Source organism: Larkinella humicola (assembly GCF_008727875.1).
Classification (GTDB): domain Bacteria; phylum Bacteroidota; class Bacteroidia; order Cytophagales; family Spirosomataceae; genus Larkinella; species Larkinella humicola.
The window spans coordinates 333,312-357,846 of record NZ_VTWS01000008.1; the positions used below are offsets into that span (position 1 = coordinate 333,312).

Annotated in this window: 20 protein-coding genes and 1 tRNA gene; 11 read left to right on the top strand and 10 right to left on the bottom strand. The window is 51.4% G+C overall.

Going from position 1 to position 24,535, the window contains the following annotated elements:
• Positions 1 to 105: 105 nt before the first annotated feature.
• The 5 genes from F0P93_RS26720 to F0P93_RS26740 all read left to right on the top strand — a co-directional run bounded on the left by F0P93_RS26720 (position 106) and on the right by F0P93_RS26740 (position 7,064).
• Entirely contained in the window at positions 106 to 840 is a 735-nt protein-coding gene (locus tag F0P93_RS26720; protein ID WP_150880788.1) for an SDR family oxidoreductase, read from the top strand.
• 101 nt (positions 841 to 941) lie between these two features.
• Positions 942 to 1,418: a MarR family winged helix-turn-helix transcriptional regulator gene (locus tag F0P93_RS26725; RefSeq protein WP_150880789.1), complete on the top strand. Its 477-nt coding sequence runs from the start codon at positions 942 to 944 to the stop codon at positions 1,416 to 1,418.
• A 78-nt stretch (positions 1,419 to 1,496) separates the two neighbouring features.
• On the top strand, positions 1,497 to 2,825 hold the full coding sequence (locus F0P93_RS26730) for a TolC family protein (protein ID WP_150880791.1): 1,329 nt from the start codon (positions 1,497 to 1,499) through the stop codon (positions 2,823 to 2,825).
• Between the two features lie 22 nt (positions 2,826 to 2,847).
• Positions 2,848 to 3,903, top strand: a complete 1,056-nt coding sequence (locus tag F0P93_RS26735) for an efflux RND transporter periplasmic adaptor subunit (protein ID WP_150880793.1) — start codon at positions 2,848 to 2,850, stop codon at positions 3,901 to 3,903.
• A gap of 29 nt (positions 3,904 to 3,932) precedes the next feature.
• Positions 3,933 to 7,064, top strand: coding sequence for an efflux RND transporter permease subunit (locus F0P93_RS26740; protein ID WP_150880795.1), 3,132 nt, complete (start codon positions 3,933 to 3,935; stop codon positions 7,062 to 7,064).
• Positions 7,065 to 7,274: 210 nt separating this feature from the next.
• Here the strand turns inward: F0P93_RS26740 and F0P93_RS26745 are convergent, their stop codons facing one another.
• Positions 7,275 to 7,997 (bottom strand): head GIN domain-containing protein, encoded by a 723-nt coding sequence (locus F0P93_RS26745; protein WP_225309657.1) that lies wholly within the window; start codon positions 7,995 to 7,997, stop codon positions 7,275 to 7,277.
• A gap of 231 nt (positions 7,998 to 8,228) precedes the next feature.
• Here F0P93_RS26745 and F0P93_RS26750 point away from each other — a divergent pair, with 231 nt between their 5' ends.
• The gene (locus F0P93_RS26750) at positions 8,229 to 8,861 is read left to right on the top strand and encodes an HAD-IA family hydrolase (RefSeq protein WP_150880796.1); all 633 of its coding nucleotides are present in this window, start codon (positions 8,229 to 8,231) and stop codon (positions 8,859 to 8,861) included.
• 17 nt (positions 8,862 to 8,878) lie between these two features.
• Here F0P93_RS26750 and F0P93_RS31605 read toward each other — a convergent pair whose 3' ends face one another.
• The 8 genes from F0P93_RS31605 to F0P93_RS26785 all read right to left on the bottom strand — a co-directional run bounded on the left by F0P93_RS31605 (position 8,879) and on the right by F0P93_RS26785 (position 18,655).
• The gene (locus F0P93_RS31605; protein WP_191908927.1) at positions 8,879 to 9,043 is read right to left on the bottom strand and encodes a hypothetical protein; all 165 of its coding nucleotides are present in this window, start codon (positions 9,041 to 9,043) and stop codon (positions 8,879 to 8,881) included.
• Positions 9,044 to 9,155: 112 nt separating this feature from the next.
• Complete coding sequence (locus F0P93_RS26755) at positions 9,156 to 9,560, bottom strand: energy transducer TonB (RefSeq protein ID WP_150880798.1); 405 nt, start codon at positions 9,558 to 9,560, stop codon at positions 9,156 to 9,158.
• Between the two features lie 141 nt (positions 9,561 to 9,701).
• Positions 9,702 to 12,929: a T9SS type B sorting domain-containing protein gene (locus F0P93_RS26760; protein ID WP_225309658.1), complete on the bottom strand. Its 3,228-nt coding sequence runs from the start codon at positions 12,927 to 12,929 to the stop codon at positions 9,702 to 9,704.
• Positions 12,930 to 13,208: 279 nt separating this feature from the next.
• Complete coding sequence (locus tag F0P93_RS26765) at positions 13,209 to 13,823, bottom strand: ABC transporter ATP-binding protein (RefSeq protein WP_150880802.1); 615 nt, start codon at positions 13,821 to 13,823, stop codon at positions 13,209 to 13,211.
• A gap of 87 nt (positions 13,824 to 13,910) precedes the next feature.
• Complete coding sequence (gene lpxA, locus F0P93_RS26770; RefSeq protein ID WP_114407409.1) at positions 13,911 to 14,705, bottom strand: acyl-ACP--UDP-N-acetylglucosamine O-acyltransferase; 795 nt, start codon at positions 14,703 to 14,705, stop codon at positions 13,911 to 13,913.
• A 99-nt stretch (positions 14,706 to 14,804) separates the two neighbouring features.
• Positions 14,805 to 16,199, bottom strand: a complete 1,395-nt coding sequence (locus F0P93_RS26775; protein WP_114407410.1) for a bifunctional UDP-3-O-[3-hydroxymyristoyl] N-acetylglucosamine deacetylase/3-hydroxyacyl-ACP dehydratase — start codon at positions 16,197 to 16,199, stop codon at positions 14,805 to 14,807.
• A gap of 75 nt (positions 16,200 to 16,274) precedes the next feature.
• Positions 16,275 to 17,306 carry a UDP-3-O-(3-hydroxymyristoyl)glucosamine N-acyltransferase gene (lpxD, locus tag F0P93_RS26780; protein WP_150880803.1) on the bottom strand — a complete coding sequence of 344 codons (1,032 nt, stop codon included), beginning with the start codon at positions 17,304 to 17,306 and terminating at the stop codon, positions 16,275 to 16,277.
• A 74-nt stretch (positions 17,307 to 17,380) separates the two neighbouring features.
• Positions 17,381 to 18,655, bottom strand: coding sequence for an HD domain-containing protein (locus F0P93_RS26785; protein ID WP_150880805.1), 1,275 nt, complete (start codon positions 18,653 to 18,655; stop codon positions 17,381 to 17,383).
• A 174-nt stretch (positions 18,656 to 18,829) separates the two neighbouring features.
• Between F0P93_RS26785 and F0P93_RS26790 the strand changes: the two genes are divergently transcribed.
• From F0P93_RS26790 to F0P93_RS26810, 5 genes are all read left to right on the top strand, one after another.
• Positions 18,830 to 18,903, top strand: a tRNA-Ile gene (locus F0P93_RS26790).
• A 1,050-nt stretch (positions 18,904 to 19,953) separates the two neighbouring features.
• Positions 19,954 to 20,379, top strand: coding sequence for a S24 family peptidase (locus F0P93_RS26795; RefSeq protein WP_191908928.1), 426 nt, complete (start codon positions 19,954 to 19,956; stop codon positions 20,377 to 20,379).
• Positions 20,376 to 21,659, top strand: a complete 1,284-nt coding sequence (locus F0P93_RS26800) for a Y-family DNA polymerase (protein ID WP_150880809.1) — start codon at positions 20,376 to 20,378, stop codon at positions 21,657 to 21,659. The genes F0P93_RS26795 and F0P93_RS26800 overlap by 4 nt, the downstream gene beginning before the upstream one ends.
• 19 nt (positions 21,660 to 21,678) lie before the next feature.
• Entirely contained in the window at positions 21,679 to 22,023 is a 345-nt protein-coding gene (locus tag F0P93_RS26805) for a DUF1508 domain-containing protein (protein WP_150880810.1), read from the top strand.
• Between the two features lie 311 nt (positions 22,024 to 22,334).
• Positions 22,335 to 23,210, top strand: a complete 876-nt coding sequence (locus F0P93_RS26810; RefSeq protein ID WP_150880812.1) for a DUF808 domain-containing protein — start codon at positions 22,335 to 22,337, stop codon at positions 23,208 to 23,210.
• 68 nt (positions 23,211 to 23,278) lie between these two features.
• On the opposite strand, the gene F0P93_RS26815 is transcribed toward F0P93_RS26810, so the two are convergent.
• A complete protein-coding gene (locus F0P93_RS26815) occupies positions 23,279 to 24,427 on the bottom strand; it encodes a glycoside hydrolase family 43 protein (protein WP_150880814.1) in 1,149 nt (382 codons plus the stop codon).
• Positions 24,428 to 24,535: the final 108 nt, after the last annotated feature.

The window sequence follows — 24,535 nt, forward strand, 5'->3', positions numbered from 1 at the left end:
TACCTATGTCATTTTTTTTTCATTTCGTGTCCGGTAGTTTTGGCGGCAAAAGATGCGTCAGTAAACTCTCTTTCAGTGGTTTACTATCAATTGACAGCCTATTCTATGAAAGTCACGAACAATACGATTCTGCTGACCGGCGGCACTTCGGGCATTGGGTATGAACTGGTAAGGCGGTTCTATGAACTCGGCAACCGGCTGATTGTGGTTTCCAGCGATCCGGGCAAGTTATCCAACCTCCGCCGTCAATTGCCTGACATCGACACCATTCCCTGCAATCTTGCTGATTCGATGCAGGTCAAGGCCCTGATCCGGCGGTGCCGGGAGGATTATCCAGACATCAATGTGCTGATCAACAATGCGGGGGTTCAATACCCGTACGATTGGCTAACCGAATCGGATGGGTATCAGAAAATCAGCGACGAAATCACGATTAACCTGACCAGCCCGTTGCAATTAGCCTACGGCCTTCTGCCGATCTTATTGAAACACCCCGAGGCCGCTCTGGTGACGGTGTCATCCGGTTTGATTTATGCGCCTAAAAAATCGGCGCCGGTCTATTGCGGAACCAAAGCCGCTATTCACACGACCACGAAAGCCCTGCGGTATCAGCTTGAGAAAACCGGCATAAACGTCTTCGAAATTATTCCGGCGCTGGTTGATACGCCCATGACGGCCGGCCGGGGAACGGGTAAACTCACGCCCCAGCAACTGGTGGATGAGTTTATTCGCCATTTTCGGAAGAACCAGTTCGAAAGCCGGATCGGGAAAACCAAACTGCTCCGGCTACTCCAGCGTCTCTCACCCGCGTTGGCCGACCGGCTGATGAAGAATGGGTAGCTTTTACCGCTCATCCTTTGCATTGACCGCATCCTCAAAAAATACAAAACTTTTTCAGAATAAATTTGGTTGATATATCAACCTATTATAAGTTTGTGACCATGATCACGCAAGAAGAAATCAGTATACGGGAAAAGATATTCAATCAGATGGGTGGATTCGTGGTATTCAATGTCAACCACTTTTTACACCAGGTTGCCAAGAAGGCCAACCGGGATCTGGCAAAAGCCGGTTTTACGCTCCAGTATGAACAACTTCCGGTGCTTTTTGTCGTCAACTTTGCGCCCGATGGCTTGCTTTCGCAACAGGACATTGCCAATGCGTTACAGAAGGACAAATCAGGCATTCAACGCTCTATTCGTACCCTAGAACGCGACGGCTACCTCCGGATTACCCCGGATAGCATCGATCGACGCAAAAACCTGATCCAGTTGACCCCGGCCGGCAAGATGATTATCGATCAGATTATCGAAGCGGCCAAAAGGCAGGACGAGGAAGTGCGAAGCCAGCTTGATCCGGAAGAGGTCGATACGCTGCTCAAACTCCTCCGGAAGTTGACAGCTTTGGTTGAAAGTTGATTTTTATTTATCCATATTGTTGACATATCAACAGTAGACCTATCAACAATATAAGTTTTTCTTCGTTTATTCCCAATTATGAAAAAGATCGTTGCCCTCTTTTTATCCCTCTCATTAACCGCTTCGCTGCCCGGTTTGGCGCAGACGAACTGGTCGCTGAAACAGTGCATTGATTACGGTCTTCAGCATTTTGGAACCGTGAAGATTGCTAGCTATCAGGTTGAAACCGCCCACCAGCAGGCTCGTCAGGCGTTGGGGCTTTATTTACCACAGGTGTCGGGCTCAGCGACATTTACGGATAACGTCAAGTTGCAAACGTCCATCATCCCGGCGGGACCGCTGTCGCCCGAACCAATCCGGCTGACCTTCGGTCAAAAATACCAGAACAACGTTTCCGCTCAGCTCACTCAGCCGCTTTACGACAAAGCTTTACTGCTCGGTCTCAAGGCGAATAAACCGAATCAGCAACTGGCCGACCTCAACAACCGGCAAACCCGCGAAGACGTTATTTACAACATCACGAGCAATTACTACCAGGTCTTCATTTCCCAGCAACAGATCGCCCTCTTGAAAGACAACCTGGAGCGGACGCAGCAGGTGTTGAACATTCTGAAACTGCAACGGGATAACGGCGTGATTCAACCCGTGGATTATACGAATACGGAAGTGAGTTACAACAACACCCGTTCGCAATTGTCGCTGGCTGAGAACGATGTAAACCTGGCCCTGAACCGTCTGAAATACCAAATGGGCTTATCGCAGGATCAGCCGCTGACCCTGTCGGACTCGTTGCTGATGAAAGTGGCTCCCGTGGTGGAACAAACCCAGTTCGACGCCAAAAATCTGGTGACCTTTCAGCAGGCCGAGACGAACCTGGCGCTGCAACGGCTGCAACTCCAGCGGATCCGGGCCGGTTATATGCCTGCACTGAATTTTACGGCCAATTACGGTACGCTGAACTTCGCAAATCAATTCGACAATGCCTTCAAGAACTTTATCGGGTACGGCAGCATTGGACTTCGCTTGAATGTGCCCATTTTCGACGGATTCCAGCGGGACGCGCAGGTGCAACAGGCGAAATTAACCGTGCTGACGCAGGAAGAACAGCAACGATTGAATACGGCTTCGTATCAACTCCAGTTCAGCAATGCCCAATCGCAAATTCAGAAAGCGAAACTGAACGCCGAAAACGACGAACGAACCGTGAAGCTGGCCCAGGAGGTCTACAACATCACGACCTTGCAATATAAGCAGGGAACCAAACCGCTGACGGATCTGATCAACGCCGACAATTCATACCGGCAAGCACAGTCAAACTACATCAATTCGCTCATTAATTTTTACCAGGCCCGGCTCGATCTGGAACAATCGCAGGGCACGTTGTTAACTTTCTATAACCAGCTCTGATTGCTAAATACAACCGAATAAAATGAAAAAGACCACCATTATCGTCATCGTCGCTCTCGTGGCCATTACGTCGCTCATCGGCTTCCGGCTGGCTTCCAACAAGAAGAAAATCGATGAAAAAAACCAGATGCCGACTAACACCAACACCGCCATTCCGGTGACCGTTGCGCCGGTTGAAGAAGGAACCGTTAGCCAGCAACTGGTCAAAACCGGCAATTTGATTCCGTTCAAGGAAGCCGACATTACGGCCACAACCGCCGGCAAAGTGACGCAGGTGAATTTTGATCTGGGTTCTTCGATCCGGCAGGGCGCGACGCTGGTTCAACTGGATAACAAACTGAAAGAACTGTCGCTGGAAGCCACCCGACTGAACATTGAAAAGCTGAAAAAAGACGTGACGCGGTATACCACGCTGCTGGCGGGCAATGCAACCACTGAAATTCAGTTGAATGAGACAAAATATAACTACGAAAACGCCGTCAATCAGGCCGAGCAGATTCAGAAGCAGATTGCGGATGCCAACGTGAAAGCGCCGATCAGCGGCCGGATTGTGAAGAAAAACATCGAACCGGGCGAATACATTACGGTCGGGACGGTGTTGGGAACGGTGTTGGACGTAGCCCGGCTGAAAGTGCAGGTGCCAGTCAACGAAAGCGACGTGTACCGGTTGCGCGAAGGCCAGACGGTCCGCGTGTTGGCGGATGTGTTTCCGGGAAAAACGTTCAGCGGCCGCATTTCGTACATCGCTCCGCAGGGAACCGAGGAACACAATTACCCGGTTGAGATCACCATCGACAACGCCGGTGGACTGAAAGCCGGAACGTTTGTCAACGTTGATTTCTCGCAGAAATCCAACCAGAAAGCCCTGCAAATTCCGCGCATGGCCCTGGTCGAGAGCATCAAGAATCCGTACGTCTATGTGGTGAATGGCACTACCGTGCAGAAACGTATCATCAAAGTAGGCCGGGAATTCGACGATTCCATCGAAGTGCTGGAGGGGTTATCGGCTGGCGATCAGGTGGTAACGACGGGTCAACTGAACCTGAGCGACGGCAAAACCGTACAGATCACCCAATAACCGTACCCACGGCTTAAACGACTCAAACCATGTCCATATCCGAAATAGCGGTCAAACGTCCGTTGCTGGTAATCACCATCTTTATTGTACTCATCCTGTTTGGGGCACTGAGTTACAAGCAACTGTCTTACAACCTGTTGCCGAAGTTCGAAGCCAACGTCATCAGCGTGGCCACGACCTACCGCGGAGCCTCCGCCGACGAGGTGGAAACCAACGTGACCAAGCGCATTGAAGACGCCCTATCGTCGCTGGAAGGGCTGGATCGCATGACCTCAACCTCGCAGGAAGGAGCCTCCATTGTGATTATTCAGCTTAAAAACGGCATCAGCACCACCCTGGCCCAGCAGGATGCCCAGCGCAAAGTAGAGCAGATTGTCAACCTGTTGCCCGACGAAGCCGACCGCCCGATTCTGAACAAATTCTCGACCGACGAAATCCCGGTTTTGCGGATGGGCGTTACGGCCGATATGTCACCGACGGCGCTGTACGACCTGATCGATAATGATATCAAACCGCAGTTGTCGAACGTTTCCGGCGTGGGTCAGGTCAACGTCATTGGCGGGAACGAACGCGAAATTCAGGTGAACGTCAACCCGGAAAAACTCCGTGCCTACGGCGTGTCGATTGGTCAGGTTTCGCAGGCCATCAACGCAGCCAATACCAGTTATCCGGCCGGTCAGTTGGAAACGCGGGAGTCACAGTATTCGATTCGTTTTGATGCTTCCGTCGAAACGACCAACCGCCTGCGCGAGTTGATCATTGTCCGCAAAACCAACGGCAGCCAGGTGTTGCTCAAGGATCTGGCCGAAGTGGTGGACGCAACCACCAAACCGACCGCCATCAACCACATCAATGCCCTGCCGGCCATCGGGCTGCAAATTCAGAAACAGTCGGATGCCAATGCGGTATCAGTCAGCCAGTTGACGCAGGTCAAGCTGACGCAACTGGAAAAACAGTACAGCCAGTTCAAGCTGAAATTCAACATTGCCTCCGATCAGTCGATCTACACCCTGGCTTCGGCCAATGCCGTCGTCTTTGACATGGGACTGGCGATCCTGATTGTGTCGGTGGTCATGCTGCTCTTCCTGCACAGTTTCCGCTCGGCCATGTTCGTGCTGGTGGCCCTGCCATCGTCGATGATTCCGACCTTCGCGCTCATGTACATCATGGGTTTTTCGCTGAACCTGATGACACTGATGGCCTTATCGCTGGTGGTCGGTATTCTGGTCGATGACTCGATTGTGGTGCTGGAAAACATCAACCGCCACCTCGAAATGGGGAAAGACAAACGGACGGCAGCTTTGGACGGACGGAGTGAAATTGGCTTCACCGCTTTAGCGATTACGCTGGTGGACGTCGTGGTGTTCGTGCCATTGGCCATGACCGGCGGTTTGATCGGGAACATCCTGCGGGAATTTGCCTTGGTGGTGGTTTTCTCGACTCTGATGAGTTTGCTCGTCTCCTTTACGCTGACGCCTTTGCTGGCATCGCGCTTCGGCAAGATCGAAGTCCTCAGCAAAAGCTCTTTGTGGGGACGTCTAAACCTGGGCTTTGAAAGCCTGATCGACCGGCTGACGGCCGCTTATGGCCGGATTCTGGTCTGGGTACTGGGCCACAAACGCTACGTGTTCATCGGGATTTTTGCCTTGCTGGTGGGCTCCATTGCCTTAGTTCCTGCCGGTTTTATCGGGGGCGCTTTTATGCCGGCCAGTGATCAGGGTGAAATGAGCATCCAGATTGAGCTCGCACCAACGGCTTCCATTTATCAGAGCAATGCCGTAGCGCAGCGGGCGGAGCAAATTATTATGAAACACCCCGAAGTGACCAATGTGTTCACCAATGTGGGGTATACCAGCAGCGGGATTGCTACCTCCTCGAACAGCAATATTGCCGATCTGAACGTGAAACTGATCGATAAAAAACTGCGCACCATATCGACTGAGAGCTTCGGTCAATTGCTGAAAGAAGAAGTGGGAAAAATTCCGGGCGTGAAAGTAACGGTTGTTCCGGTGGGTCTTGTGGGAGCTTCGCAGGCGCCGATTCAGATTGCCGTGAAAGGAACGAACCTGGCCGACATCCGGAAAGCCGCTGCGCAGGTGAAGGAAGTGACCCAGTCGGTGCCGGGCACGCAGGATGTGAAGTATTCGGTAAAAGACCCAAAACCGGAAGTAACGGTTAATCTCGACCGGGATAAAATGGCCCAATTGGGGATCAATGCTTCTGAAGTCGGGATTGCGTTGCAGAATGCTTTCCGGGGTAACGACCTGTCGAAATTTAAGCAGAAGGGGAATGAGTATGATATTCTCATCAGCCTGGATCAGTTCGATCGCACCAAACCGGAAGACATCAGCCGGTTGACGTTTGTCAATAACCAGGGCAAAACGTTTGAACTCTCGCAGTTTGCTCAGGTTCAGGAACAAATTGGCGAAAGCGTGCTGGAACGCATCGACCGGCTTTCTTCGGTGACGGTTAACGCCCAGGTGGTGGGTCGTCCGGTGGGAACCGTTGGTACGGATATTCAAACCAAAATGGCGAACGTGAAGCTGCCGGAAGGCGTTTCGATTCAGTATCTGGGTCAGTTGCAGCAACAATCCGACGCGTTTGGCAGCCTCGGACTGGCGTTGATGATTGCCATTCTGCTGGTGTATTTTATCATGGTGGCACTCTACGAAAGCGTGGTTTATCCGTTCGTCGTCCTGTTCTCCATCCCGGTAGCCCTGGTAGGCGCCTTGCTGGCGCTGGCCCTGACGATGGAAAGTCTGACGGTTTTCTCGATTGTCGGGATGATCATGCTGCTCGGTCTGGTGGCCAAAAATGCCATTCTGATCGTCGACTTTACCAATCAGTTGAAAGCCGAAGGGCACGATGTGGTCGATGCCCTGATCGAAGCCGGAAAAGAGCGGTTGCGCCCGATTCTGATGACTACGCTGGCGATGATTCTGGGGATGCTCCCGATTGCGCTGGCCAGTGGTGCCGGTGCCGAAACCAAAAACGGGATGGCCTGGGTCATCATCGGCGGTCTGACGTCGTCGCTGATTTTGACGTTGCTGATCGTTCCATCGATGTATCTGGTGGTCGATCGGATTATCGCCCGGTTTACCGGAAAGAAAGTAAAACCGAAAAAACCGCAGGAACTGGAAGTAGCGCAGGCGATTGACTGACAAGCAGTTTGAGTTAACCGGGGAGAGCCCTGGAAGGGCGGTCTGTCACTAGCTGATGTAGGTTGCCTATTGACAGGACAGGCCTCCGGCCTTAATTCAAACAACTTCTGAGCTTTTGCAAAGCAAGTACAAAAGAAAGGAGCACCGACAAGTGCTCCTTTTTGGTTAAAAAGTCTTTTTTCTCTACTCTCACTTCTTTCATCTTTGAAATCAGTCCTTGCGCACGGTGCTTGAACCCGATATGTTGGTTTTTACCTCGGGTGCGCCCCGATACCGCACGCTGCTGGCGCCACTGGCTTTTACTTCGAGCCGTTTCGATACCCGGACACGGGCCGTGCTGGCTCCCGATAAATCCAGTTCGGCTTCATCGACCGGATAATCAAAGGCTTCTACTTTGCTGGCTCCCGACAGTTCGCCGATTAGCAGCCCACTCGCTCCCCTGAGGTCGAGATCCGATGCGCCCGACAGATCGATGTTAGTCCGGTCGGCGTCGAGATCGACGGTTGAACGGGATGCGCCCGTTAGTTTGATGTCGAAATCCCGCAATCCCTGAAAACCGGTGATGTCGGACCGCGAAGCGCCCGAAAAATCGACGCCCCGCAGGGTCGGCATCGTAATGGTGATGTTCATGTCGTACCGCCGGTTCCGCGACGAGCCATTGCGATAGCGGGCGTACAGCGTACCGGCCCGGGTGTAGATCTCGAGATCATCGAGATCCCGGCTGTTTCCGCGGGCTTCAATACTAAAGTTACTGCCTTGTTCAACGCTGATGTTGAAGGCACTGCCCATATCGAGCCGGTCGAAGTTGGTCAGGCCAAACGAGCGGTCGTCTTCTTCATAAGGGCCGACGTGTTCAAAGTCGCAGGAGGTCAGCGACACCAGAGCGAAAAGAAAAAAAGCGGAAAGAATGGTGGTGAATTTCATGGTTGTCATAGCGATTTGTGGATGTATTTGCTGTTGTATGCTGCTATGACCCGCGTCGGAAGCTCTCCCCCTACGCGGTTTTGAAAAAAAAGTTTTTAATAGAAAAGAAAGTTGGATGGGAATGGATGGAAAAACCGGTTATCAGCCTGACATTTGGGAGTTTGTCGGCATTGGCCCGGAACAAGTTCCAATCCAAAGTGCCTTTCAGGCGTTTAAATCTGCAAGTAAACAACGATTACTATGAACTACAAACTGGTTATTTTCGATTTCGATGGCACGCTGGCTGATTCCTTTCCCTATTTTTTGAAAACGGTAAACGTGCTGGCAGAGACCTATCATTTTCCACCCATCGATCCTGAGAATGTCGATCAGCTCCGGGGCATGGATGCCCGTCAGTTGATGAAAAACGCCCGGCTGCCCGCTTGGAAAATACCGCTCATTGCCAATGCCTTTATTCGCCAGATGGGCAAAGACATTGCGCAAATTCCGTTGTTTGAGGGTGTGCCCGATCTGTTAAAGCAGTTGTCGCATCAGGGCGTCCGGCTGGCCATCGTCAGTTCCAATTCGGAAGAGAATATCCGCCGGGTGCTGGGCCCCGAAACCGCAGCCCTCATCACGCACTACGGCTGTGGTAGCTCGCTGTTCGGGAAACAGTACAAATTCAGAAAAGCCCTGGTAAAAGTTGGCGTTAAGCCCGGCGAAGTTCTTTGTGTCGGCGATGAAATTCGGGACCTGGAAGCTGCAAAAGAAGCCGGTATTGCCTTCGGTGGCGTTGCCTGGGGCTACACCCGCGCCGACGTACTGGAGGCATACGCCGATAGTACGGTTTTTTATACCGTAGAGGACATCGTCAAAACCGTGGTCTCAGCTTAAGGTTCAGGCATTTACACTCATTTTTTCTCCTCTTTTTCCGCCTGCCAGTTCGTCAGAATGGATAAGGGCCAGAACAGAGTAGACACAATTGCTTTATGCCAATTCGGTTTGCCAGGGGCGCGCAGTGCTTTTCCGCAATACCAGGCCAGGATAACGACGGATATAAACCATGCCAATACCATATCGTTGGTAATTTAAGTGCCATTAAAGGTACTTAAAAAGTTCATAGGATGAACACTTCCGCAAACATCAATTACCCAACTGTTTAGCAGGATATTTCAAATCCTGTCTTCCTTACATCCCATACAGATAAGCGGTTCTTAACTTTACTTTTACCGGTTTTCCCGCCAGTTTACCCGGCACCCATTTGGGCATGGTTCTGAATGCCTCCAACGCTGCCTCATCACACCCATAGCCCAAACCTTGGGTTACTTTAAAGTTGCCGGGTGTTCCATCTTCGTGAATAACAAATTCTAAAAAAACTTTGCCCTGGATCTTATTCTTCCGGGCTTCTTTTGGGTAATGATGATTTCCATCTACCAGTTTCATCAGCGCTTTCATCCCACCCGAAAACTGAGGCATTTGATCCACTTTAGTATACACACTATCCGTTGAAACCTGCGCATCAACGGTCTGTGCATCAGCTACACTGATCACGGCAGCCAGGATTAGAGCGGATAAATAGAGTGATTTTATCATAGAATTTAGGGTAGCAGCTTATATTTCTGCAATATATAAGTAAACTTTATATATTGCAGAAATATAGGTTGGAATTCAATGGGAATTCTAATATTAAATTCTATGACGAAGCTTAAAGAATCTTCAATTGGTTACGAAAACTCACTCCAGCACCTCCACCCAACCCTTGCACTGTGTTCCCCGTTGCGTCGTCAGCAGGTAATAATACAAGCCGCCCGGTGCCTCATTTCCCCAGGTGTTCGTGTAGTTCTCACTGCGGTAAATCAGTTTGCCCCAACGGTTAAAAATCTCCAGCTTTGCTCCTGTGAATCCCACGTTGAACACATCGTTTTTCCCATCGTTGTTGGCCGTTACGACGTTCGGAACCTCACTCATATTCTCAATGATAACCGGCAGATTGAGTGCCAGACTGCACCCGTTTTTGGAGGACGTTACCGTAATTTCATACTGCCCGGATTGCGGATATTGATACGGCTCGGGCGAATTAGTCCGCAGAGTGTCACCATTGCCCATCGCCCACGCCAGGCCGGTGGCTCCCGTGGTTTTATTGACCAGTTCCACTTTCATGGGCCGCCCGCATTCCGAACTGAGCCGCACCTCGGCAACGGGCCGGAAGGAATCATCGGTGGTAATCGTCACGTTTTTGGTGGTCGAACACCCGTTTTCGTTCGTGATTTTTACGGAGTACGTGGTGGTTTTGGTGGGATTCACCACCGGGTTGCCCACCGTCGCGCTGGTCAATCCCTGCGTGGGCGTCCAAGCGTAGGTGGCGCCCCCCTCCGCCAATAGTTGAACCGGCTGCCCCGGACAAATCGTGGTGTCTTTGCTGATCTTGAAATTGGCAGGAAAGACTTTAATCACTTTCTGCGCCACATCGACCCGCTTGCAGGTCAGCCGGTTATAGGCCGTCAGCGTAACCGTGTATTCCCCCGGCTTATCGAACGTGTGGCTCACCTGCGCCGGGTTAGTCGAGGTGCCGGTATCGCCAAAATCCCACGCGTAAGTAATACCGCCTTCGCTGGTGTTGACAAAATTGAGCGTCAATGGCGTACATCCCTGAATGACGTCTTTCTGCGTTCCCTGATAGGCATCGAAGGTGGCTTTCAGCCGGTCGATGTCAAATTTGAAGGCCGCATTGTTGCAGTTGGGGCTTTTGTTGGTTGTCGACCACACCTGGGCCGTCGCCGGAAAGGACGATCCTCCGCAGGCACAGGCCGCGTGGTAAATGACCCCGCTTTTGTCGAAACGGCTGGTTCCGCCATCGACATGGTCACCGCGCCCGACCGGGTTTTCGCTGCCGAAATAGGTGGCATACAAAAGCGATTTTCCGCCCTGCTCCAGCAACGCCAGCCAGAAATTACTGCCATCGGTCGTTCTTCGGAAGGCATCCGCCGTGACAGGCAACCCACGCGTACTGCTGTTGACATTGGCACTCCGGACGTTCACGTTGCCGCCCCAGCCCGACAAATAAATATTGCCGCATTCGTTCACCAGAAAAGCCGTCGGCGAAATATCCGGCCCTACCCTACCGGAACCGATCACCGTTGAAAAGATGGTTTTTGACAGCGTGGGGTCGAATGCGTGAATGAACTGGCCGCTTCGGGCATTTTGGTAAACACTGTCCGTAACCGCGTACGTCCCCCGGGTTAGTCCGAATACGTGCGGATTTTCCTGCGGATCCAGGTCGATTAGGTAGGCGGCATCGTCGGCAGTAGTGCCCAGATAGGTACTTCGTTCGAGCTGGTTGTTGGAAAATTTGGCCAGAAAACCGTCTTCCCGACCGCCGATGGTGGGTTTAAAAGCTCCAGCGATACCGGGCAAATCCGCACTCCGGGTCGTCCCAACGGCGTACAATGACCCCGACTCGCCGATTCGCAACGCGTAGGCGACGTCGTAACCACTTCCGCCAAAATACGTACTCCAACGCAACTGACTTAAATCCGGACTCAATTGCAGCAAAACCGCATCGGCCGGGCCATTGAGCTTGGGCTGCGGAGCGTTGGCCGTCACCGGAAAATCAGCGGAAAACGAAACCGTGGCCACATACACATTGTCGTTTTTGTCGACCATAATTTCACCCCGCAGGTCGTCGCCGTAATTGTAGATGCCGAGATACTGATCGGCCACGTTGATGCCGTCGTTCGCCGAACCGCCGACATACGTACTGCTTTTCAAGGTCCGGCCATCGGTGCTGAGGTTGGCTAAAAACAAATCGGTTCCGGTTCGGAAGTAGATGGTTCCGTAGAGACTGCCCGGTTCGGGCAATCCATTTCCAATGGGAATGTATCCCGTACCGCCCGCAAATTTCCGGCTGTAGGCCGATGCGGTCGTCGGGAAATTTGCCGATGAGGTAACGCCGTAGATCAGCAACTCGTTTTTGCTGTTCACAATCAGACTATTAGGCGTTTCTCCGGTAGCTCCGCCCAGGTAAGTTGCATACAGCAATTGCTTGCCGTCCAGACTGAATTTCATAATCGCCACATCCATTTCGGCCCCATACCGGGTTTGAAACGCGCCGGTGGTTGGCACAAAACTGGTTCCGTACACGGTTCCGGCAGTATAGAGATTGCCGTCGTTGTCGTAGGTCGCGGTATGTCCCCAGTTGTCGCTGACCGAGCCTGAGTAGGTTGAAAAGATCAGGGTTGGGTCGATGGTGAGCGGTTGCTGTTTGTCGTAGCCGTTTGGAAAACGAAACGTGGCGGTTTTATCTTCCAGCACCCAATCCGCCGGAACCTCTGTGGTTTTGTTGTTTTTTTCGGTAAACGAATACGGTTTTTCTTCCCGAAAGGGCAAGAGGCTAGTTTCAATTACCAATTGTCCCTTTTCCGAACGGACCGACGACGCCCCGTCATACCGCAATCGGATCACCGACGGATCGGCGCCCGGTTTTACCAGAAACTCGTATTTCATCGTCTGGTAATAGGCAAATAATCGCAGATCGATACCGGGATAAATGTCGTGGTAAACGATTTCGCCAAAAGCCGGAACAGCACTCGCCCAGCGGTTGGCATCGTTACCCAAAAAATAGTTATGGTGTTCAGAAACGCGGTTTTTACTTTCAATTTGGGCCGTGGGCAGGCTGTTTTGCAGTTGTACGTCCACGCCGTGGGCATTCACCAGCGGTTCGGCGCGTTCGGGGGGCGCTGCGGTTCGGGCTGCGGGCTGGTTAACCGACCCCGAGTGAAGACGATCCAGGGTTTCGGTATCGTAAAAAACGTAGTGGAGCGACTGCTTTTTCAGGAACAAAAAACCGCTCGGTAATTCGGCCCGGAACAGCACTTCCGGCGACCACTGGCCTTTGTTCTGCACAAACCGTACGGCCCCGCCCGGAGCCTTAGCGAAGGCGGAAGGCAGCAGTCCCAAAAGCACGAAAAATAAAGCGAAAGTAAACGTTCTGCACATAGACCCGCGACATCAGTAAAGAATTTCAAGATAATCATTTTAGAGGAAAGAGCTGCGACGGCGGACCGTTGAGACCAGAGAGTAAAGACACGTGCCTATACTTCTCAAAATGCCAATTCTCTATTCTCTTGTCTAACTTCTTTTGTCTCAATCACCATGACTCCATAACGACGCGAAGAGTTGCAACTGTATGTTTCTGAAAAGTCGTTTTGAGGGACAATTTAAAGCATTAAGAATGCCGGGAAATTACTTCCAGCGGCTGATGTCGATGACATTGGGGCAGAAATCGTATTCGTCGGGCTGGTTGGAGCCAATCAAAACCAGTTGGTCGGAAAGCAGCCGGACGCGCTCCCGGTACCAGGCGACGCCCTGCCTATCGAGGTTGGAGGTGGGTTCGTCCAGCATCACGATGGCGGCTTCGGAGTAAAATGCCAGGCCCAGTTTCACGCGTTGTTTCATGCCCGACGAAAACGCTTTGATTTCCTTGTTCCGGGCGTGGCTCAGGTACATCAGCTCGCAAAGCTGGTCGGGCGTAAGCTGGTTTTTGAACGGTTTGAAAGCCTGGTGGAACGTCAGCAATTCGAGGAGCGTCAATTCTTCAATCAATTCGAGGTAGGGTGCTGCTACCACCAGGTGGCGGAACCAGTCGTCAATTTCGACCGGTTTTTCCTGAACCGTATAGTGTATGGTCCCTTCCGAAGCGGGCAAAACGCCGGCGAGGGTCTGGAGCAGAGTCGATTTCCCACTGCCGTTGGGCCCGACGAAGGTGTAGCTGTTTCCGGCCCGCATCGTCAGATCAACGTTCCGGAAAATCCACTCGCGCCGGAAGCGCTTGCTGAGTCGTTCGGTGGTGATTTTCATAAGAATTATGAATGATGAATGATGAACGATGAATGTTTGCACGCGCCAGCCCATTCATAATTCATCATTCATAACTCATCATTATTTTTACTCCCCTACTTCCCGCCCCGACGGGCCTTTCATGATGCCGCGTTCGGAGTTGCGGATGAAGTTGACGATTTCGTCGCGTTCGTCGGAAGGAGGCAGTTCCAGGTCAATGCGGGTGAGCGCTTCGGCGTTGTTCAACCCTCGCAGGTAGACATACCGGTAAATCTCCTGAATCTGGTTGATTTGCTCGTTGGTATAGCCGCGCCGACGCAGCCCCACGGAGTTGATCCCGGCGTAGGTAATCGGTTCACGGGCGGCTTTGGAAAACGGCGGAACGTCTTTCCGAACCAGCGAACCACCCGAAATGAAAGAATGAATTCCGATTTTGGCAAACTGGTGTACGGCACTGAACGCGCTGATGATCGCCCAGTCGCCGAGTTGAACATGGCCTGCCATCTGGACGGTATTGCCAATGAGGCAGTGGTTCCCGATCCGGCAATCGTGCGCAACGTGCGCATAGGCCATGATCAGGCAATCGCTGCCAATTTCGGTCCGGCGGTGTTCTTCGGTTCCCCGGCTCACCGTGGCGTATTCCCGAATGGTGGTATTATCGCCCACAAAGGTGAGCGTATATTCGCCTTTGAATTTCAGATCCTGGGGAATGGCCGAAATGACGACTCCCGGATAAATCCGGCAGTTTTTGCCGATGCGCGCGCCCTCATTAATAACGGCATGGGAGCCGATCCATGTTCCTTCACCGATTTCGACATCTTTATGGATGATTGCAAATGGCTCGATAACAACGTTTTGAGCAATTTTAGAATCAGGATGGATGTATGCAAGTGGTTGAATCATTCAACTTCGTGGTTTAACGTTTTCGGTTTAACGTCTTCCGTTTAAAGCGGGGCGTTGGAATGGAACGCATCCTTAAACGTTGAAATTCAAACCTTAAACCTATTTTTTCTTAACAAGACTGGCGATCATTTCGGCTTCGCAGACAAGTTGTCCGGCGACGTATCCCCGGCCGGACATTTTGACGATCCCCCGCTTCATGGGCGAGATAAACTCACAACGAAAAATCAGCGTATCGCCCGGAACGACATTCCGGCGAAAACGGCAGTTTTCGATACCGATCAGGTAGGGCCAGTAGTTCTCCGGATCCGGAACGGTGCTCAGCACCAGAATTCCGCCGGTTTGGGCCATGGACTCAAGTTGCAATACGCCCGGCATCACCGGATTTCCCGGAAAATGTCCCATGAAATATTGCTCATTCATCGTTACATTCTTCACCCCGACCACGCTGCTTTCGTCCAGGGCGATGATTTTGTCGATCATCTGGAACGGATAGCGGTGCGGGAGCAGACTGGCAATTTTATGAAAGTCATACACCGGAGGCTGAGTCGGGTCGTAGGCCGGGCTCGTGTTCGCGGCATTTTTTTGCATCAGCTTCTTGATCTTTTTGGCAAAAGCCACATTGGCCGCATGGCCGGGCCGGGCCGCCAGAATCTGCGCTTTAATGGGCCGTCCCACCAGGGCCAGGTCGCCAACGAGGTCGAGCAGCTTATGGCGGGCCATTTCATTCGGGTAATGCAGATCGAGGTTGTTCAGGATTCCCTCCTTCTTGTTGACGCTAACTTTCGGCTTGTTCAGCAGATCGGCCAGGTAATCCAGTTCGCCCTCGCGCACATCCCGATCCACAATGACGATGGCGTTGGTCAGATCACCGCCCTTGATCAGGTTCTGTTTGTAGAGCATTTCCAGTTCGTGCAGAAACACAAAGGTTCGGCACATCGCAATCTGCGACGAAAACTGGCTGATGTCGTTCAGAAACGCGTGCTGGCTCGTGATGACCCGCGAATTGTAGTCCACCATGACGGTGAGCCGGTAGTCGTTGAGCGGTAAAGCGGCAATTTCAATGTCTTTTTCGGAATTCTTGTAATGAACGTATTCGTTGATTTCGAAATAGTTACGGTACGCATTCTGCTCTTCAATTCCGGCATCCTGCAAGGCTTCGATGAACTTGATCGAGCTGCCGTCCATGATGGGCGGTTCGGGGCCGTCGAGTTGAATCAAAATGTTGTCGAGTTGCAACCCGACCAGCGAGGCCAGGGCATGTTCGACGGTATGAATCCGCGCGCCGTTCTGCTCCAGGGTGGTGCCGCGGGACAGATCGACCACATTATCGACATCCGCATCGACAATCGGCTGACCCGGCAAATCGACACGTTGAAATTTGTAACCGTGATGGGCGGGTGCGGGCAGGAACGTCATCGTTGCCGTAACGCCTGTATGCAACCCCACACCTGAGACCGAGACCGATTTTTGAATTGTTTGCTGTTTGGTATTCATTCCGTAAGCTTCTGACCAGAAGACTATTATCGTCACTTCATAACGGACATTCCGTAGGAAACCGTTCGTTTGTAACTACTGATTGTTTAGTTTATTTTCTAATAGCCCGATGCGTTTTTCGAGTGACGGCAACCGTTGAAACACAAGGGCCGATCGCAAGCTGTCTTTTACCTCGAAAGCAGGCATGCCATTGAGCGACACTCCCTCTTCTTTCACGGACTTGGTAACGCCCGAACGTCCCCCCACTTTCGTGCGGTTGGCCAGGACAATGTGACCGGTTATGCCGCTTTGTCCGCCAATGACGCAGTTTTCGCCAATTTTGGCGGAACCGGCAATGCCACACTGGGCCGCAATAACCGTGTTTCGGCCAATTTCAACGTTGTGCCCCACCTGAATCAGGTTGTCCAGCTTGACGCCTTTCCGGATGATGGTGGAACCCACCGTGGCGCAATCGATGGTGGTGTTGGCCCCAATGCTGACGTTGTCTTCAATGATGACGTTGCCCAACTGCGGGATCGCCCGATAGCTTCCGTCGGGTTCGGGAGCGAATCCGAAACCTTCGCTGCCAATCACCGCATTCGGTTTGATGACGCAATTCTGACCAATTACGGTATTGTCGATGATCCGTACGCCGGCGTGAATAATCGTGTTGTCACCGATGGTGACGTTGTTACCAATATAAGCCTGTGGGTATATTTTGACATTGCTGCCAATCAGGCAATTTTCTCCAATGTACGAAAAGGCCCCGCGGTAGGCCCGGTCGCCGATCCGGGTTGTTTCGGCGATAAAGGAGGGTTGCTCCACGCCAACTTTTTCTGTGGGCTGGAGCCGGTTTACCTGCTCCAGTAACTTTGTAAAAGCGGAATAGGAGTTATCTACGAAAATTAAGGTAGCCTGAACGGGTTGCCGGGGTTGAAAAGACTGGTTGACAATGACGGCTGACGCGGCTGTTGTATACAGGTACTGTTCGTATTTCAGATTCGCTAAAAAAGAGATGCTGCCTTCCTTACCCTCTTCTATTTTGGACAGTTGACTGATTTTCAGAGATTCATTCCCATCAACTGTACCGCCGAGCAGGGCAGCAATCTGCTTCACTGTAAATTCCATAGAGTTGACGTCGTCGTCGTTGGGGCTATGTAAGACTCGGATATTTGTGCCGCTAAGGTAGAGAACAAATTGAACTATACCAACCGAACCGGTTGCCGGGTCAGGTTTTTCGCCCAGCAGAGGTAGTATCGCCTGACCATATTGGTCAGGGCTTTAATACCGGGCAGATCGGACGCATCGGCAATGTCAATAATACGATCATCTTTCAGCTTGATATTGATATTATCGATAGACGGTAAATAAGCTGAATTAGTGGCAACACCTTCGACCAGAAAATAGGACAATTCGTCTTGCTGAATCCCGGCTTCCAGCAATTGCTGCTCAATTTCACGCACCAGATCGCCCGCAAAGGGCTGATCCGACAGAATGATTTTAAACAGCCGCCGGTCGAGCAGCATCCGGCACAGCGTAGACAAAACGCGGTCGGGATGCCGGCTCCAGAATTTGACCGACGTCCAGATGTCGTAATCGTCCAGTTGCGTGAACGCGTTCAGATAGTCCGGATTGTCTTGAAAGTCTTCCATCGTGATCGGTTTTGACAGAAACGTGTGCAGGGCGGGGGTGGTAAAAACCGCCGTTTCGCCATCGCGACCCGACCCGGTTTGTGTCAGCAAAAACCGCGCCCGTCGGATAATCTGCACCAGCATTGACTCGGCGCAGAGCGATGTTTTGTGCAGATATACCTGCCAGTACATCAGCCGCCGGGAACTCAGAAAATTTTCGATGCTCAGAATTCCCTTGGCTTCCACCACCAGATGGTCGTCGACAAGGTCGAGCATTTTGATGATGCGATCTGCGCCGATGGTGCCTTCGGCCACACCCGTGTAGAAACAGTCGCGGTTGAGGTAATCCATCCGATCCATGTCCAACTGACTGGAAATCAGTTGGTGGAAAAATGGCCGGGAGTAGGTTCCCTCGAACATCTGAATGGCGATCGACAGGCCACCGTTGAATTGCCGGTTTAGTTCTTCCATCAGCAGCAGCGACAGCCGCTCGTGCGGAATGCCTTGCAGGATGGTGTATTCCAGGACGTGGGAAAACGGCCCGTGGCCGATGTCGTGCAGCAGAATGGCAATTTGGGCGGCATCGCATTCCGGTTCCGAAATCCGGTGGCCTTTGCCGCGCAGGGTCTGGATGGCCTGCCCCATCAGGTGCATGGCGCCCAGGGCGTGGTGAAACCGGGTATGCAAGGCGCCGGGATACACCAGTTCCGACAGCCCCAGTTGCTTGATCCGCCGGAGCCGCTGAAAATAGGGATGTTCGACCAGATCGAATGTCAACTCGTTCGGGATGGTGATAAACCCGTAGACCGGGTCATTCAGGATCTTTTTTTTGTTCTGGGAAGCCAACTGGAATGGAACCGGTTTACAGACAAATATACGCCAAAATGGAGTAGAGTGTTGCACGACACCAGCGAGACCATCCAATCGGGCGACTTTTGTGGTTACGATTTGAAGCGGAAGTCGATTTTTGTATATTTGCAGACGCTTTGCCCCAGGGTCGAAGCCCCGGTTTTCCGGTGCGGGCCTATAGCTCATTCGGTTAGAGCAACTGACTCATAATCAGTAGGTGCTTGGTTCGATTCCAAGTGGGCCCACAATTAACTAACGCAATTAGCTAACAATCAACGATTTAGCTAATTGCGTTTTTCTTTGTTGACGATTTAATTCTCCTCATCTTCAGACTTTCCTTTACCTAATTTAGAGTTTCTTACCTTGTTGCAACTAAATCCCGTACCGCGTCAGATACGCTAATCTTATGTTCTTCACCTTCGGGCACGAATGCGGATGTCTGTTTGCTGCTAATTTTCAGGTCTAATCGGCGGTCTTTCATAGGGTTTATATTCGTATGTTTATTACCAAAGACAGCGAAACCCAAGAACAATATACCTGTAAATCAACTAGTTAAATGTAAATACATTAACTGTAACACCCTTTAACAAATCTTGAACAGCGGTTTAACGCTTTTACAATATCCTTTTTGTGTTCATTTAAGTAGCCAAACCGCACAGTCAGAAACGCGCAAGAGGCATGAAATAATCGACTTCAAATGCTGCGCCACCGGCACGACGGGCCTTACAATGAAGAAACTACTGATAGTTGCCGTGGTCATTACGAGTGGTTTGATTCAGTCCTGTACCAAGAGTCATGGCCAATCTCAGAACGTTACACCTGAGATTGTTACCATTAAGCACGTGGCGTTTAGCCATAAGGAGGTCAAACAAAGAATTGAGACAGAGTATAACAGGAACTATAGGCTGGTAAGCTCTATTACTTCCTGTTACGAACAGAGTTGTATCACAACCTTAGTATTTGAAAAGTAGGCTAAAGCCATGAAGGTGGCTGGGCGATCCGATCTTGAGACGAAGCCACATCCGGGGTTTGGTGTCCATGTCACCAATATAGCAAAAAGATATACAAAAAAATACCCCGGCTCCATCGAAACCGGGGTGATTCAACATTCTGTTAACTGTGATTATGTAGCCCAAAATAGCTAAAAATTAGTACATATCATACCGTTATCTCAGGTTTATAATATATTTATGTGATATAAATTGACAATATGGTAGCAATTGTGTTATAGTTGCATTATAAGCAACTCTGTAAACATGATTGCCGATGACCTACTTATACCTGATGAGATCATTTTGCTCGATTCCCGAGGCTGGGACGAGCAATTTCTGGGCTTCCAACCAACGACGGGATTTGCGTCCCCCGCCAACCAGGATTTCAAACGTGCCTGTGACCTTAACGAACTCGTGGTCACCAACCGGGATGCTACTTACTATGTTGAAATGACCACGGACAGCATGGTGGGTGAACGCATCCGGGCGGGCGACCGGCTGATTGTCGATGCCAGCCGAAAGGTGGTATCGGGTACCCTGATCATGGCTTGGGCCGATGGTGGATACCGCATCCGGCGCATTCAACTGCTGGATCATATTTCCGTTCTGCACGCTTCGCACCCGGATTATCCGCCAATTTACTGCCATGAAGACGGTGACTTTCAATTCTTCGGTGTGGTGACCTTTGTATTTTTCCCGCCCTACCAGCCTACTCAGGATGAATTATGAACGAGGAGGTCTGGAAAATACACGTCGATGTCAACAACTTCTACCCCAGTTGTCACGTATCGGTCAATCCGGCGCTGCGGGGTAAAGCGGTTGCGGTACTCTCCAACAACGATGGAAATGTGATTTCCCGAAGTGTAGCCGCCAAGGCGATGGGCATACCGATGGGGGCCGTATTCCACGAAATCAAGCACCTGGTTACTTCGGGTAAATTGATCGTTTTTTCAAGCAAGTATCAGTTATACGGCGATTTTTCCACGCGGGTCATGAACATCCTGCGTCGCTTTATTCCAGCCGTCGAACTCTATAGCATCGACGAAGGATTCGGAGAGATCAAGGCTGAACTTAAAGAGGTGATCGAACTGGCGCGGAAGGTCAAGGATACGATCTTTCGGTGGCTGCGGCTACACGTATCGATCGGTATTGCTAAAACCAAATCACTGGCCAAAGTAGCCACCTATATCGCCAAACGAAGGGAAGAATATGATGGGGTATTTGCCCTTGGTGAGACTGATCAGACAAATGATGTGCTGAGGGAGATAAAAGTCGGCGATCTGTGGGGAATTGGTTATAGCGGAGAAAAGAAGCTCAATAGCATTGGAGTTGAAAACGCCTTCCAGCTTATCGGGCTTCCCGACGGATGGATTCAGAAGAACCTGACGGTTCAGGGCCTGCGGCTGGCCTATGAGCTGCGAGGTGAAGTCTGTAAACCGCTGCAATTGGAAATCAAGCCCAAGAAGGCGATCATGGTGGCTCCCAGCTTTGGCCGGGTCGTCACCGACCTTGAAACGATGACCAAGGCGCTGAAGCGGCATGTCATCAAGGCCGGTGAAAAGCTCCGGCACCAGCACTCCAAAGCCGCCCTGATGACGGTGTTTATCAATACCAATCGATTTGCCAAACACAAGCCCCAATACTGCAATAGTCTGACCTTCAGCCTACCTTTTGCCACCAACGAAAACGAGGTGCTATTCCGGTGTGCCGCCAGCGTCCTGGGCCACCTGTATACTCCTGGGTACGATTACCACAAAGTCGGAGTGATGCTCTCGGGCCTGAGCACCGATACGAGTCAGCAGCTAAAACTATTCGTAGAGACGCCCGACCCCCGCCGTAGTCGATTGGAAAAAGCGTTTGACCGGCTGCGGCTCAAGTTTGGGCGGGATCTGGTTTTTTACGCCGACCGCATACCGGTTAAGGAACCTGAACCCGACTGGCTCACGAAGCAGCAATATAAATCGGAAGCGCCCACAACCAACTGGAAAGAAATTCTCAAAGCAGCTTAACTTAATAAACACTACCCCTATGTATTTTATCATCGAAGACGCCAAAGAACCAGGCTATTATCAGGTGCGGTTAATGACCCAGAACCACCAACCCCTGATGAACAGTGAACTCATGGCTGGTAAAGACGCCTGCCACCGCTGCATCCGAATGGTCAAACGGGCGGCTGCACACACCGACAACTTCATCCGCTGGGACATCGACAAGCATTGTTTCAACCTGCATTACGGTGACGATAGTCAGATGATCGGCGCCATCAAGTACAAATCCGCTGCCGACCGCGATGAGGCCATCACCACGAGTCGGCTGGCGATTATTGAAGCCCCGTTCGAAGATTACACTACCTCAATGCGCCAGGCCGCGTAATCACCATGATCATCAACGCAACGGTTTTTGAGGTCCAGGATAGAAGTGGTGTCGTTAAACAACCGGCAGCAAAAACATGATTTCATATATTCTGACCTCCCCGCTGAAAACCAGCCTTTTCTACAGTAAACCGTTGGGGCGATTTCCCGGGACTTCATCCACCAACCAATCTCCATGGCGAACTCTAGGTTACCGCCGGATGGGCGTAGGTTTTATCCCAAACAATCAGATAATGGATGCAGGCGGTGCTTTAGAGGCAATCTATCTCTATCTTTCAGCCATAAAAAATTTTCGTGTAATCCACTCTACAAATGGCCTCTGGTTTTTTTGCAATTTTAGATGATATTGCTGCCTTAATGGATGATGTTGCTTTAGCAACAAAAATAGCCACCCGGAAAACCGCCGGGATATTGGGCGACGATCTGGCGGTAAACGCGGAAAAAGCGACGGGATTCCTGGCCGACAGAGAATTGCCCATCCTCTGGTCCATTACGAAAGGCTCATTCATCAATAAACTCATTATTGTTCCGATTGCCCTGTTGCTGAATGCCTTCTTTCCGGTCGCCATCACCTTTGTCCTGCTGCTGGGCGGTTGTTACCTGGCCTACGAAGGGGGCGAAAAAATAATCGACTACTTTGGCAAAAAAAAGGCACCCCAACACCAGGCGACCCCGGATGACCAGCAAGCCACTCCTCCTGTCGACCAGGAAAAAGTCAAAGTGAAATCCGCCATAACGACGGATTTTATCCTTTCCGTAGAAATTGTCATCATTGCGCTGGGGTCGGTTGCCGGCCAACCTTCCATGATCCAGATTTTAACGGTATCCGTGGTGGCCCTGCTGGCGACGGTCGGCGTCTATGGCCTGGTAGCGCTCATTGTCCGGATGGATGACGCCGGCTACAGGTTGATTAAACGGTCGAACCATACGGGTTTCCTTTCCAAACTAGGCCATGTGCTGGTTGGCGCGCTACCAATTATCGTCCGGATTTTAAGCGTGGTAGGGACGTTGGCTCTTCTGCTGGTTGCGGGCGGAATATTTGTGCATAACATCCACTTCCTGCACACCTTATTTCCCAACCTTCCGGCCACCCTGAAAGAATTTGGGGTTGGTTTGGTAGTCGGATTGGTGCTGGCCGGCCTTGTGGCCGTTTTCAAGTCGCTTCGGCGTTCTTCTAAAGAAGGATAAGCTCAATCGGCGTCTACGCTTCGCCGGTTTTGTGTCGGGGCCGCCCTCCCATAAAAAGACAAATGCGTTTACTCTTTTAATGCCTTTGCTACGCCGGAAGGACGTTTCTGGGGCGTCGTGGTTGGTCCGGAGATGGTTATTTTTCCGTTTCTCACCTCCATGCGGTCGATACAAACCACGCGCTCACCCCCGGTTTTGGCCGTTCTGGCGTGGTAAACGCAAAACATTTCCCGGCCGTCCGGCGAGTAGGCAATGCTGTTGTGCCCGGTGCCCGTCACCTCTCCTCCCCGGTCGGTATTTTTCTGCAATACCGGATTGTTGTCTGCTTTTTTAAAGGGACCCAGGGGGGAGTTGGATGTGGCATAACCAATGGCATAAAACTGACCGCCGAAATGGTTGGCCGAATACATCATGTAATACGTATTGTCTTTTTTAAAGGTAACAGAGCCTTCCGTCCAGCGACGGTTTACTTCGCGGGCCGTAACCGAGCGACTTTCCCATTCGGCCTGTTTGTCGTTGAGCTGCACCGGGGGGCGCAGCAACAAAACCGGTTCGCCAACGACACCGGAAAAATCCGCTTTGAGTTCGACTCCATACACCCAGCTTTCTTCAATCTCCTTATACCACCCCTTTTTTCGGGCGAAATCGGCCACTTCGCTCTCGACCGGATGCTTATAGCAGCAACGCGAATAATAGAGATAGGCCTTGCCGTTCGGATCAAAAAACACGTTGGCATCGATGATGGGATAGCCCGGGTCAAAAATGGGCTGGTTGGTCAGATCGATGAAAGGCCCGGTAGGCTTGTCGGCAACGGCCACGCCAATCCGGAAATTTTCCACTTCACGCGTGGGGTTTTCTTTCCATTGTGCACTGTAAAACAGGTAAAATTTCCCGTTTACCGCGTAGACCTCTGGAGCCCAGTACGCCCCGCCCCAACTGGCTTTGGGATCACTCCAGCCATTCCTGTTCGTATGAAAATACACCTGCCCCTCGGCTTTCCAGGAAACCATATCGTTCGATGAATAAGCGGCAAACCCCTTCTCCGCTCCACCACCCGTGCCGTACATATAATAGGTACCCTGGGTATACAAAATGTAAGGGTCTCCGAATTGGATCGGCAGAGGGTTGGAAAAAGTAGCGCTCCCCGGGGTTGTTTGTGCCCGCGCAACGCGCAAAAAGGGGATACTAAAAAAGAGGAAGAAGAGTACGGGTTTCATAGGTAATGATCTTTTTAGCACAAACCAGGGCCGGATGGATCACCAGGCTGCGTATTTGATCGTGCCAACCGGAAAGTACGAAGGTAACCGGTAATTGTAACATTCCAT